Annotated in this window: 12 protein-coding genes and 3 tRNA genes; 4 read left to right on the plus strand and 11 right to left on the minus strand. The window is 37.2% G+C overall.

Annotated features, from left to right (window positions below):
* Positions 1 to 47: 47 nt before the first annotated feature.
* The 3 genes from LIV57_RS18920 to LIV57_RS18930 form a co-directional block, all read right to left on the minus strand.
* A tRNA-Leu gene (locus tag LIV57_RS18920) sits at positions 48 to 131 on the minus strand.
* Positions 132 to 137: 6 nt separating this feature from the next.
* Positions 138 to 213 (minus strand) — tRNA-Gly (locus tag LIV57_RS18925).
* A 4-nt stretch (positions 214 to 217) separates the two neighbouring features.
* Positions 218 to 299, minus strand: a tRNA-Leu gene (locus LIV57_RS18930).
* Between the two features lie 178 nt (positions 300 to 477).
* Between LIV57_RS18930 and LIV57_RS18935 the strand changes: the two genes are divergently transcribed.
* The 4 genes from LIV57_RS18935 to LIV57_RS18950 are packed head-to-tail and all read left to right on the plus strand — an operon-like array spanning position 478 to position 3,348.
* Positions 478 to 855: a DUF3127 domain-containing protein gene (locus LIV57_RS18935; protein ID WP_041461994.1), complete on the plus strand. Its 378-nt coding sequence runs from the start codon at positions 478 to 480 to the stop codon at positions 853 to 855.
* Between the two features lie 60 nt (positions 856 to 915).
* Complete coding sequence (gene aat / locus LIV57_RS18940) at positions 916 to 1,569, plus strand: leucyl/phenylalanyl-tRNA--protein transferase (RefSeq protein WP_202842248.1); 654 nt, start codon at positions 916 to 918, stop codon at positions 1,567 to 1,569.
* The gene (locus tag LIV57_RS18945) at positions 1,556 to 2,434 is read left to right on the plus strand and encodes a DMT family transporter (RefSeq protein WP_137904585.1); all 879 of its coding nucleotides are present in this window, start codon (positions 1,556 to 1,558) and stop codon (positions 2,432 to 2,434) included. Before aat ends, LIV57_RS18945 begins: the two co-directional genes overlap by 14 nt.
* A 47-nt stretch (positions 2,435 to 2,481) precedes the next feature.
* Positions 2,482 to 3,348: a hypothetical protein gene (locus tag LIV57_RS18950; protein WP_227943861.1), complete on the plus strand. Its 867-nt coding sequence runs from the start codon at positions 2,482 to 2,484 to the stop codon at positions 3,346 to 3,348.
* A gap of 44 nt (positions 3,349 to 3,392) precedes the next feature.
* On the opposite strand, the gene LIV57_RS18955 is transcribed toward LIV57_RS18950, so the two are convergent.
* From LIV57_RS18955 to LIV57_RS18990, 8 genes are all read right to left on the minus strand, one after another.
* Positions 3,393 to 4,775: a tetratricopeptide repeat protein gene (locus tag LIV57_RS18955; RefSeq protein ID WP_227943862.1), complete on the minus strand. Its 1,383-nt coding sequence runs from the start codon at positions 4,773 to 4,775 to the stop codon at positions 3,393 to 3,395.
* Positions 4,776 to 4,982: 207 nt separating this feature from the next.
* Entirely contained in the window at positions 4,983 to 5,951 is a 969-nt protein-coding gene (locus LIV57_RS18960; protein WP_227943863.1) for a zinc-binding alcohol dehydrogenase family protein, read from the minus strand.
* 245 nt (positions 5,952 to 6,196) lie between these two features.
* Positions 6,197 to 6,775 (minus strand): Crp/Fnr family transcriptional regulator, encoded by a 579-nt coding sequence (locus LIV57_RS18965; protein WP_227943864.1) that lies wholly within the window; start codon positions 6,773 to 6,775, stop codon positions 6,197 to 6,199.
* Between the two features lie 47 nt (positions 6,776 to 6,822).
* The gene (gene glmM / locus LIV57_RS18970) at positions 6,823 to 8,205 is read right to left on the minus strand and encodes a phosphoglucosamine mutase (protein WP_227943865.1); all 1,383 of its coding nucleotides are present in this window, start codon (positions 8,203 to 8,205) and stop codon (positions 6,823 to 6,825) included.
* A gap of 69 nt (positions 8,206 to 8,274) precedes the next feature.
* Positions 8,275 to 9,195: a DUF4421 family protein gene (locus LIV57_RS18975; protein WP_227943866.1), complete on the minus strand. Its 921-nt coding sequence runs from the start codon at positions 9,193 to 9,195 to the stop codon at positions 8,275 to 8,277.
* Positions 9,196 to 9,485: 290 nt separating this feature from the next.
* Positions 9,486 to 11,519 (minus strand): ferrous iron transport protein B, encoded by a 2,034-nt coding sequence (feoB, locus tag LIV57_RS18980; protein WP_227943867.1) that lies wholly within the window; start codon positions 11,517 to 11,519, stop codon positions 9,486 to 9,488.
* Positions 11,519 to 11,773, minus strand: coding sequence for a ferrous iron transport protein A (locus LIV57_RS18985; RefSeq protein ID WP_082798751.1), 255 nt, complete (start codon positions 11,771 to 11,773; stop codon positions 11,519 to 11,521). The genes feoB and LIV57_RS18985 overlap by 1 nt, the downstream gene beginning before the upstream one ends.
* 133 nt (positions 11,774 to 11,906) lie before the next feature.
* Positions 11,907 to 12,812, minus strand: a complete 906-nt coding sequence (locus LIV57_RS18990; protein WP_110008921.1) for a GLPGLI family protein — start codon at positions 12,810 to 12,812, stop codon at positions 11,907 to 11,909.
* Positions 12,813 to 12,871 lie beyond the last annotated feature (59 nt).

Consider the following 12,871-nt stretch of genomic DNA (forward strand, 5'->3'; position numbering starts at 1 on the left):
CTCTATTAAAACAAAAAACCCTCCGTAAGATATTACAGAGGGTCTTGTACCCCAGACGGGACTTGAACCCGTACGTCCTTGCGGACACAGGATTTTAAGTCCTGCGTGTCTACCAGTTCCACCACCAGGGCATGGTGTGGAGCGAAAAACGGGATTCGAACCCGCGACCCCAACCTTGGCAAGGTTGTGCTCTACCAGCTGAGCTATTTTCGCATAGTGCGGATGAAGGGACTCGAACCCCCACGCCTCACGGCACCAGATCCTAAGTCTGGCGTGGCTACCAATTACACCACATCCGCTGGTTTTTTATATTGTAAGTTTTAAAGAGCTTGCTTCGTTTTTGTGAGTGCAAATATAGGACAATTTCCTTTACTACCAAACTTTTCAGGAAAAAAAAATAAAATTTCCACATTTTTTTTTCACAGCTTCTTTTATTACATTTCATTTTCTTACTTTTACATCGTTAATATTTACGATATGGAATTACAAGGAACGGTAAAGAAACTTTTTGATGCTCAAACATTTGCGAGCGGGTTTCAAAAAAGAGAAATGGTTATTTTGACCCAGGAACAGTATCCACAGCCGATAAACATAGAATTTTTATCTGATAAAATCAGTTTATTAGATAACCTTAAAGAAGGAGAAAACGTAAAGGTAGGAATCAACATCAGAGGTAGAGAATGGGTTTCTCCGCAGGGTGAAACTAAATACTTCAACTCTATTACAGGGTGGAGAGTAGAGAAAGTTTTTGATAATGCTTCAGAACCAACTCAGGCAATGCCTCAGCAGTCTGCATCTCCAGTTTCTAATGAGAATCCTTTTGCCGGAGACGACGATGATGATTTACCTTTCTAATTAAAGAATAAAAGATCAATTATAAATCCTGCTTTTTGAAGTGGGATTTTTTTGCTAAAAATGGTCCGATTAGACGAAAACGAGATTTCATTTCCCGACCCGGAGCTGTATGATGGCCATGAGGGAGTGGTTGCTTTTGGTGGCGACCTGTCCGTAGAGCGTATCTGGTTTGCCTATCAGCTCGGTATCTTTCCCTGGTACAACCCCGGAGAGGAAATCCTTTGGTGGTGTCCCGATCCAAGGTTTGTGCTTATTCCTGAAGAATTAAAAGTTTCAAAATCTATGAGAAAGATACTCAACAGAAATGTTTTTACTTTCTCCGAGAATAAGAATTTCAGGGAGGTAATCAGAAATTGCCAGCAGGCTACAAGAAAGGGGCAGTCGGGAACGTGGCTTTCTGATGAACTGATGGAGTCTTTTATCCAGCTTCATCAATACGGTTTGGCCAAAAGTATTGAAGTATGGCAGGATGGAGAACTTGTAGGGGGTTTTTACGGGTTGCAGATTGGAAATGTATTCTGCGGAGAAAGCATGTTTGCCAAAGTAAGTAATGCTTCAAAAGCAGGCTTTATCAACTTTGTGGAAAGCAATAAAAATAGTCTTGAATTAATTGATTGTCAATCCCATACAGAGCACCTGGAAAGCTTAGGGGCAAAAATGATTCCCAAAAAAGAATTTCTAAAAATCTTACACGAAAATAATGAACGCAGATAAAGAAAAGTGGGTTCTTCTGATTGTCCTGAGTATTATCTGGGGATCATCATTTATTTTGATCAAAAAATCACTGGAACATTTCAATCCGTTTCAGGTAGGTTCTTTAAGGGTTCTTATTGCCGGAATTATTTTACTTCCGGTCGCGATTTCCAATTATAAACTTTTTCCCAGAAAACATCTGAAGTGGCTAGTTCTGGCTGCTTTTACAGGAAATTTCATTCCTATGTTTTTATTTCCGATTGCAGAAACTGAAGTAAGCAGCAGCATTGCCGGAATTATCAACTCAATGATGCCTATTTTTGTGATTATTGTCGGCGCATTGGTCTGGAAGTTCGAAACTACGAAAAAACAGATTATAGGGACACTGATAAGCTTCACAGGAGTCTGTATTCTGGCATTTGGTGGTGGTGACAGCGCAGAACTGAAAATGATTCCGATTCTATTGCTTTTATTAGCTACTTTATGCTATGCGTTGAGTACAACCACTGTTAAATCAAAGCTTATGGAAGTCTCTTCTACGGTTTTATCTGCTTTTGTATTCTCTTTTGTTTTATTGCTGCCTTCCATTCTTGCGCTTACAGGGACAGGATTCTTTTCGGAATTCAGTTTTTCGAAAGATAATCTGATGGGGCTTATGTTTGTCAGCCTGTTATCAGTTTTCGGAACAGGTCTGGCGATGATGATGAATTATCGTTTACTTAAAGTTTCCAGCCCTCTTTTTGCTTCAACAGTAACTTTGGTAATGCCCATTGTGGCTATTATCTGGGGAATTATAGATGGTGAAAAGCTGACTTATTTGCAATTTATAGGAGCAGGTATTATCATTGGCGGCCTCATCTTTTTAAGAACCAATCCGAAAAAATAAAATCATATTATAAATTAAATTATATTTGGATGATTTAACTTATAACTATGAAAAAACTTCTACTTTTTGGGTCTGTAGCCTTATCTGCAATATCATGCTACAGTTCTGATGATACCCCTTTTGATAACAGTGATCCTTCTAATCAAAATGTGATTCTTCCTACAAAGATGACAATGGACGGGATTGTCATGAAAATCAATTACAACGGAACTAAAATCATAAGCATGATTAACAATATTAATCACGGGCAAAGAATTGAGTTCACCTATGCCGATGATTATATTACGGGTATTAAACATTACGAAAATAATGTTCTTGAAAGTGCTGTTGAATACGGATATACTAACGGACGTATGGCTACAGCGGTTACGAAGGAATATTCTACAACCGGAACCATAGAGAACACCGTTACGTTTTCTTATACCTACACCAGCACTACAGAAATCAGCGTAAAAAAACAAACGAATTCAGGAGCGGCAGGCTCTTCTATTATCAACAGTGTATTTACCTATAATAATGGAAATATGGTAAGCAATGCAGGTTCAGGAACCGGAATTGTCAATGGAAATACAGTTAATTATACGGAAAAAGAGACCTATACCTATACTGATAAAAATTATCCTTTTAAAAATGTGAAAGGTTTTGACAAAATCATATTCAATGGAAATGAAAGCAGTGATGGCGTTAGCATGTTATTTTCGAATATAAAAAACAGCTTAAGTGCTTATAAGGGTGAGTTTACCAGCACCGCAGCCGGAGGGGGAACAGCCACCGGAACAACTTCTCATAAGTATACTACAACATTTAACACTGCAGGATATCCGTCTGAAGAAAGCAGACAGACGCTTGATATGAACGGAAATGCAAACAGCAGCGCTCCGGATAAGTTTTTCTACGAATACAATTATCAATAAAAAAACCTGCATTTCTGCAGGTTTTTCTTTTATTTCAGATTATTCTAGTTCTTTTTTTTCACTTTGCTGGCTTTTACCTTTTTCACCTCATCTTTAATGAAAGGATATTTTTTCTGCATATCCTTTGCTAAAGAAGGGTCAAGTTCCAATGCTTTTTGAAGAGATTCAAAACCTTTATCCTGATCTTTCAGATTGTAATAGCAATTGCTCAGCTGATAAAAAAGCTCTGCTCTGTAATGTTTTTTTATGGCTCTGTTCAAGACTGTTACCGCATCTTCATACTCTCCTACCAACATCAAAACTTCTGAATAGGCATACCAGTTGTAAAACCTTGAAGGTTCTGCATCTACCAGTTTTTTAAGACAGGAAAGGCTTTCTTCAAATTTTCCTGAATCAATGAATAAGAACGCTAATCTCTTTTGATAATCAAGATTGTTTTCATTCAGCTGGGTAGCTTCTTTGGCAAAATGCAATGCTTCAGACATTCCTCCCATTTCTTCGTAAAGATAAGACTGTTCCATCATGGCAAGATAAAACTGAGGGTCTTCTCTTAATGATTTCTGGAATGCATTTAAAGCTAAAATAGGCTGTTTCAAGGCCTTATTGCATAATCCGATCTTATAATAAGTAAATGCTTTTGTGTATTCCAGCTCCAGCATTTCTTCATACGTTTCGATCGCCTTCTGGTATTGTCCCAAAGCTTCATAACAAGCTGCTTTATTGGCATATACTCCCACAGAGTTTGAGTTGATTGCCAGTAAATAGTCGTAGCCTCTTATCGCTTCATCATAATTTTTTCTGTTGAAGTAGAATTGTCCGTATTCAAACCAGGCGGTTTCAGAATAAGGGAATTCATCTAAATACTCATTAAGGAAGGCAATAGCCTCCTCGCTCTTATTCAGGTCACTGAAGCATACCATAGCATTTTCCAGCGAATATTCATCCGTAGGATCTTCCTTCAGTGCTTTCCTGTAATGTTTAAGAGCGTTAAAAGGATCTCCGAGATTCACATATTCGTCCGCAATAAAGTTGTGGAGAAAGTTTTCTTCTTCCTCTAATGTCAAAGCTTTTTTGCAGATTTCAATGGATTTTCTGGGATTTCCTAGGTTCGAATAATACTTGGCGTAACAAACCAAAAAGTCTGTATTCTCCATAGAAGCGCCTTTCAGTTCGTCAATAAGTTCTTTCGCCGTATTATAGTCTTCCCACTCCAAAAGGATTTCAAGTCTTTTGATCTTAATATCCAACGAATTAGGGTGAAGCTTCAGTCCATAATTAACAGCCATGTCAGCGTAATTAAAATCACCAAGCTCCAAATAATAAACAATGATATCTTCCAACTCCTCTGTATCAAAGTAGAATTCGTCATTGTTTTCCATCATTTCCTCGAACTTTTTTACAAGTTCATTTCCAAAATACTCTTCCAATAGTGTCCTCTTTGTCGGCCTGATGTCTGAATTTGCTTACAAACCTCGGCAAACGTTTAATTAATAATATATCTGAAACTGATATTCAAATATTTATGCAAAGTTGCAACTTTTTTTTGAATATTCCATTTCATAAATTTCTATTATAAAAATAGTAAAAAAAGAAAACCGATAAAAGGATTGTGGATAAAAAAACGGAAATTGGGGTTAAATTCTTATGACCAGGCGTTTTCTGCTTTGTATCTCAGCATTCCATACGGCTTCGATATTTTTAATATCAACATCCTGTGTTTCCATTTTAATTTTTCCTTCTGCTGCTGCCTGAAACATTTCAGGGATGATTTTTGAGAACAGAAGGTGAGATTCTTCTTTCGTCCAGCTTCCCAATCCTGATCCGGAAATCTGAATATCCGTTCCTCTGAGAATCTGTGAAGACAGCTGAATGGTATCTCCGCTCATCCCTCCGATCGTTACCAGTTTTGTTTTGTGGGAGAAGGTTCCGTCACCTTTAAGGGCAGACAATAACATTTCTACAGAATGTCCCCAGATATAATCTATGATAATATCTATAGGGGTTACCTTATGAATTTCTTTTATTTTTTGCTTAAAATCATTGTCCTCCAGTTTTAGAGAAACGATCTCATCGGCACCTAATTCAAGTAAAGACTGCAAAGATTGTTCATTTCTTCCGGTAACAATGATCTTACCAGCTCCGTATAGTCTGGCCATCTGAACAGCTATTCTTCCTGTAATTCCTGTTGCTCCGTTAATCAGAATGGTATTTCCCGGCTGCAATCCTGCTTTGAACTTTAAGGCCATTGCAGATCCCATTACTGCATTGGGTAAGGCTGCTGCTAAAGAAAAATCCAGTTCTTCGGGAATTGGAATAATCATTTTTTTATCAGCCACGGCCTTTTCCGCTACGGTCCCTTTTTTGCTGAAAAAATACACTTTATCTCCGTTTTCAAGATATCCTGCTCCATCTGTTCCGATAACCATTGGCCGGTGTTCCTGGTTTTCGGTTGAATAGTGATTTCCGCCTGCTCTGGCCCTGTCGAGGTTTTTAATCGACGCTGCTTTTACAGAAATCAAAATTTCATTTTCCTTTACTTCAGGGTCTGGAAAATCTGCATATTGTGGAATACTTCCTTTTTCAAATACTACTGCTGCTTTCATTCTTTTTAATTTTTATACAAAATTATGAGGAATGACTGCTGTCGGGCGATAACATTTGTTATGAGTTTAAGGAAAGGGAGCTGGAAGATGGGAGTTTATAAAGCCGGAAATAGAGCTAAAAGTTGCAGAACTCGCTATACAGCAAGTATTATGCATTATTATTTGCGGACATCGCTTTTAATATGAGTCCGAAATTATGTGTATCTTTTTAAACCTCTAGCTTCTGACTTCCATCTTCCAGCCTCTTAAAGTCTTTCTTTTAATATTTTACTTTTGATTCTGCTGAGATGTACGGTTGTAATCCCAAGATAGGAAGCGATATAATGCTGCGGAACTCTTTTTATAATTTCCGGTTTTTGCCTGACAAGGTTCAGGTATCGCTGCTGTGGTGAGTCTTTAATGAATGAAAAGAAATGTTTCATATAATCGAATACTCTTTCAAAAAGAGCATCCATAAAGAAATTTCTGAGCTCGGGATTTTCATAAACTTCTTCAAAGAAAACTTCCACATCAGGTTTGTTGATTCTGTATAAAATACACGGTTCTATGGTCTCGAACGACACCATACTCGGCAGACCTTTTTTAAAACTTTCAAGGGATGAAAACATGGTACTTTCAAGAAAAAACTGGAATGTTACATCTTTTCCGTCGTTATTGTACCAGGCTCTTACTATACCTTTTTCAATGTAATAGGCATTACAGGACACTTCGCCTTCTTTTAAAAGCAAAGTCTTGGCAGGGACTTCCATACGCTGGAAACTGCCCAGAAATTTTCCCCACTTTTCTTTGGGGAAAGGAAATCTGTCTTTGATATGTTCAAACATTTCTGATATAAAAAAGAACGGACAATATGCCCGTTCTTCCTATATTTTTAGATTAAACTCTTGATTTTAGCAATGATATCATCTCCTAACTGATCTGCCTCTTCCTGAGATTTAGCTTCAGTATAAATTCTGATGATTGGCTCTGTATTGGATTTTCTAAGGTGAACCCAGTTGTTTTCAAAGTCTATTTTTACACCATCTACTGTAGAAACTTCTTCATTCTGGTATTCCTGTTCCATTTTGCTTAAGATAGCATCTACATCAATCTCCGGTGTAAGTTCTATTTTCTTTTTACCCATAAAATAGCCTGGATATCCTGCTCTCAGTTCAGAAACAGTTTTGTTTTCTTTGGCTAAATGCGTTAAGAACAGTGCAACTCCCACTAAAGAGTCTCTTCCGTAATGTAAATCAGGGTAGATAATTCCTCCGTTTCCTTCTCCTCCAATGACAGCATTTTTCTCTTTCATCAAAGTAACAACGTTTACTTCTCCTACAGCACTCGCAAAGTATTCTGAGTTGTGAGCCTGTGCCACATCTCTTAGAGCACGGCTTGAAGAAAGATTAGAAACAGCTACTCCGTTTTTATGTTTCAGTAAGTAATCTGCAACGGCAACCAGGGTGTATTCTTCTCCAAACATTTCTCCTTTTTCATCAATCAGGGCCAATCTGTCTACATCCGGATCTACAACGATTCCCAAATCTGCATTTTCTTTCTTCACCAATTCGCAGATATCTCCCAAATGTTCTTTCAAAGGCTCAGGATTGTGTGGGAAGTGTCCTGTAGGTTCACAATATAATTTGATGGTTTCACAACCTAATTTATCTAAAAGCATTGGAATAGCAATCCCTCCTGTAGAGTTTACCGCATCCAGAACAACCTTAAAGTTCTTCGCTTTGATCGCATCCACATCTACCATTGGCAAATCCAGGATCTGCTGAATATGGATATCGAAAGCATCGTCTCTTGTTTCATATTTTCCAAGATCATCCACTTCTGCATAGTTGAAGTCTTCACTTTCTGCCAGCGCCAGAACTTCAGCACCGTTTTCACCGCTGATGAATTCTCCTTTTTCGTTTAATAATTTAAGGGCATTCCATTGTTTTGGATTATGAGAAGCGGTAAGGATAATTCCTCCGTCTGCATTCAGCTCAGGCACCATTACTTCAACAGTAGGGGTTGTAGAAAGGCCAAGATCTATCACATTAATCCCCAATCCCTGCAATGTAGCTGTAACTAAGGAAGAAACCATCTGGCCGGAAATTCTGGCATCTCTTCCGATGATAAGAGTAAGATCTTTTTTGTTTTTATTATTCTGAAGCCAGGTTCCGAAAGCGGATGCGAATTTTACAACATCCAGCGGTGTTAAGTTATCATTTACTTTACCACCAATGGTTCCGCGAATTCCGGAAATAGATTTTATTAATGACATGATGTTTTTTTAATTTATTTTGTTTTCTCTAAATTTTCCAACGCAAAGATACTTAAAAGACCCTTCAACTTATAAAACCGGAATCTTTTTTTGGATTTTATCATAGGTATTTTTCACAACTTTCGGTGGTGCAAAACGATACCCAATATATAACAGTCCATAAAGGTTATTATTTTCAACTGCTTCTCCGTTTTTCTGATACGTGTAAGCCCTAAAGTTCATCCTTCCTCCAAAAAGAAAGCGGTCTGAATTATATCCCACGTGAAGACCTCCTTCCATTCTCAGGGTTACAAACTGTTCGTTTTCTTTCTGCTGATTGTTCTGCCGGGAGCTTGAAAACTGTCCTCCAAGTCCTACAGAAAGGTAGGGAGCAACATTCACTTTATCTCTTATAATCCAATTATAAAAGTATCCCATATTGGCCCCTATTTTATACTGAACTTCCTTGCTTTTCACTTCATTTATTGTATTGGTGAAAAAGCTGACATCATAATCCAGATAGGGAATCCAGCTTCCGTTGCTTTTTTTCTGCCATTCACTGTGAGTATATACACTTTTGGCCGAGAAGTTTTTATTGAGCACATACGATGTTGTTCCTCCAAAGCTCAATACCTTTAAGTCCGGGAATTGTAAATATGCATCTGTCTCTTTCCAATCCGGAATAAAATCTTTCATATTTTCCACGTAAAACCCTTTTACTTTTTTATAATAAAGAGTCTGGATAAATCTTTTTGGAAAAAACCTGAAGCTCAGATCTGTATAAGAACTTTTTCCTTTCAGATCATCCTGATTATTTCCCGGGATAAATTTGGGTGAGAAAGAAAGGGTTGCGCTAATGGCGCGGTAGTCAATAGATACAGACGTTCTTGTTTTGTTATTGATGGACAGCTCCATTTTATCGTTTCCTCCTTGGGAAAGAATATACTTTTCAAGATTGGTATCCAGATTAAGGCGGATCATCACCTTATCTCTATAGGATTTAACAAGCATTGTATCTGTCTGGCATTTAGCATAAAAAATGCATGAGAACAAAAGGAGAACCGAAATTGTGTTTTTTAAATTCAAAATAATAGTATTTTCAAAGGATGAAAGTACTATTATTTTTTTAATATTCCGGTTAAGTATTGTTTAAGAACAGCCGCAATCTTTATCGCAATTGGTTCTTTTGGAGCTGAATTTCTTTGGTGCGAAATTCTTTTTAAGTACTTTAAATAAAGAGTAGCAAGCAAATGCCACGATTAATACAATAAGTACGTACTGAATGATTAATGATGATTCCATTATTTTAAAATCTGATATACTATCATCGACACAAAATATGCCAAACCTGTCATCATGACTACCTGAAAGCCGGTCCATTTCCAGCTTTTGGTTTCTCTGTAGACTACTGCAAGTGTAGAAACACACTGCATTGCAAATGCATAAAAAAGAAGCACCGAAATTCCGGTTGCAAAACTGAAGACTTTTTCACCGTTGGGTTTTACATCTCTTCTCATTTTATCAATAACTTTCACTTCCGGAGCATCATCTTCCAGACTATAGAGCGTAGACATTGTTCCCACAAAGACTTCCCTTGCCACGAAGCTTGTAAGGATTCCTACACCCATTTTCCAGTCGTAACCAAGAGGAGCAATTACGGGTTCTATTCCTTTACCCATCTTAGCAAGATAAGAATGGTCTAAGTGAACATCTGTAGCTACAAATTCATTTGTTTTCTGGCTTGGCCCGAAATAGCTTAAAAACCAGATAATGATACTTACAATGAAAATTATTTTTCCTGCTCCGGTAATGAAATCCCATACTTTTCCCAAAACCATTTTAAAGTCATATCCGAAAAGCGGTTTTTTATAAGCAGGAAGATCCATTACAAGATAGGTTTTTCCTTTGCTTTTAATAAATCTTTTGAGAATTGATGCGGAGAATAAAGCGACCAGGAAACCAAGAAGATACATTCCCATCAATACCAGGGCTTTATATTTTATTCCTAAAAATGTTCCTTCTGAGATAATCAGTCCGATAATAATACTGTATACCGGAAGTCTGGCAGAGCATGTCATGAATGGTGTTACCAATATCGTAAGCAATCTTTCTTTTACATTCTCAATATTTCTTGTAGAAATCACGGCAGGAATGGCGCAGGCAGTTCCTGATACAAGCGGAACGATACTTTTACCGTTAAGTCCGAAGGGACGCAGCAGTCTGTCCATCAGGAATACTACTCTTGCCATATATCCTGAATCTTCAAGCAGGTAAAGGAAATACAGGAGAATTCCGATCTGTGGTGCAAAAACCACAATTCCTCCTATTCCGGGAACGATTCCATTTGAAATCAATGAATTAATCGGTCCTTCGGGAAGATGTTCGCTGGTAAATGCAGCCAGCCAGGAGAATGTATCTTCAATCCAGCTCATCGGATATTCTGCAAGGAAGAAAACACTTTGGAAAATAATCAGCAGAATTGCCAAAAAGACTACATAACCCCAGAATTTATGAACTAAAACTTTATCCAGTTTTTCGGTTAATAATTCTTTGAACTGAGCCTTTTTAGAAATGACATCAGCCAGAATTTTGTCCACATTCTGATACCTTCTTACGGTTTCCTGAACCTGCAGCCTTTTCGGTACTAAGCTTTTAGAATCCGGTTCATTCAGCTGTTCCATGACAGAGCCTATTCTTCCAAGATCGGTTCCCAGTGAAAGGCTCATCCATGCTTTATATTCATTGTCAAACCCTTTATGGGCAGCCAGTTTCTGAATAAAATCTCTGTGTTCGTTTGGGGTTTCGAAAGAAACTTTATCTGTTTTTACAAACTCATTGTTATAAACAGCTTCCCTTACTGTATCAATCCCGATCTGTTCCTTGGCATTGGTTTGAATAATACGAATACCTAATGCTTCGGAAAATTTTTGAATATCTATAGTAATTCCTCTTCTTTCTGCCTGGTCAATCTGATTGACAATCAGAATCATTGGAATTCCAAGATCCTGAATCTGCTGAAACAGAAGCAGTCCTCTTTTTAAACTTAATGCTTCAAGAATATAAACAACTCCTGCATAGTTTTTCTGCTCATCAATAAGATATTTGGAAAAAATAGCCTCATCTTCTGAACTCGGGTATACACTGTAAGAACCTGGAAGGTCGATAACCTCTACTTCTTCGTTTTTGTAAACATAGTTCCCCGAATGACTTGCAACGGTAACGCCGGCGTAGTTCCCGGTCTTCTGCTTTTTGTTGCAAAGCGTGTTAAAAACCGTTGACTTCCCTACATTAGGATTCCCGACTAAAAGTATCTGTTTTTTCTTGTTTTCCTGCATTAATTCAATTCTTCAACAATGATGTAATCTCCTTCCTCCTCACGAAGAGCAATCCGGCTTTTTTCTGCTCCAAATTCTACATACATTGGCCCGCTGAACGGAGCCTGATACAAAATTCTGAAAATAGTCTCCGGAAGAAGTCCCATTTCAATAATTTTATTGGGCATTTTAAGATGGTCGTTATCATATCCCAATATCTTCCCCATTTTATTTTTAGGGAATCCACTTAATTTATGTAATCCTTTCTCTTTCAAAGCCTAATTTTTAGTCCTGCAAATATACGCTATTTAAATTTAATCTAAATAACGTTTTAGCATAAAAGAAATCACCCCAAACACATTGCTGTATCTGGGGTGATTCAAAATATAATTTAGTTGATATGAAGTCTTATTTTTTCTTCTTGTCAGAAGGCTGTTCTTTTTCTATTGGATTGTCGTTAGCATTGTAAAAATCCTTATACTGCTTTTCCTGCTTTTTCATCATATCTCCTACCGTCCCATCCATTCCAGGGATGGTTTTAGACATCATTTCCTGTGTCATCATAGGTCTTACAGAAGAAAACGGATCCTTTTTAAAGTCATTAAAAGTTTTTTCAAATTTTTCTCTTGTTAACTCATTTACTTTTCCTCCTGAAGCGTGCATTAAATTTTCAATGTAAGAGAATTCCGTATAATCTTTCACTTTTTTATTTCCCTGCAATACCCAAGAGTAATTTTTATCAGCATCTTCAATTTTTACAATTAAACCGGGAAGCCCGTAAAACTTATAAGGTCCGTCCTGAAATGGAATATCTGTACTAAACCAAGCAGTCCAAGTTCTTCCTCCAAAATCAGTTGTCGCCTTTTGTGCGTTATATTCTCCTATTTTTTGTTTATCAGCTAAGATATTCCAATTGAATTTTAATTCTTCACTATAACCAATATTTGTTGGAGTAAATCCGTTAGCTATCTTATCCACGTATTGTACTTTCATACTTGGGTAAGACTTATATATTCTGGATGAAATTTTTGGTGTTTTAAGAGATTTTGAAAAGTCTCTCATCATTCCTGATTTCTTAATTGCTTCCATTTCAATTTTCATGATAGAATCTTGAGCAATCACTGTATAATCCTGATAAATAGATCTGTTTTTATCTGTAATATCTAAAATTGTAATGACTTTATCCAATTTTGCTGAATCTTTCTTAGGCTTAAAAGTCAGTTCATAAAAGAAACGGTTGGCTGTTTCTTTAGATTCCTGAGCGCCTGCAAAAGCAAACAGAGTGATCAAAAATATAGAGAATAACTTTTTCATTGTAGCAAGTTTATATAATTAGTAATCATATGTCTTCTTTTGTTACAGTTCTTTTCAAA

The sequence above is a fragment of the Chryseobacterium sp. X308 genome (genome assembly GCF_020733145.1).
GTDB lineage: Bacteria > Bacteroidota > Bacteroidia > Flavobacteriales > Weeksellaceae > Chryseobacterium > Chryseobacterium cupriresistens.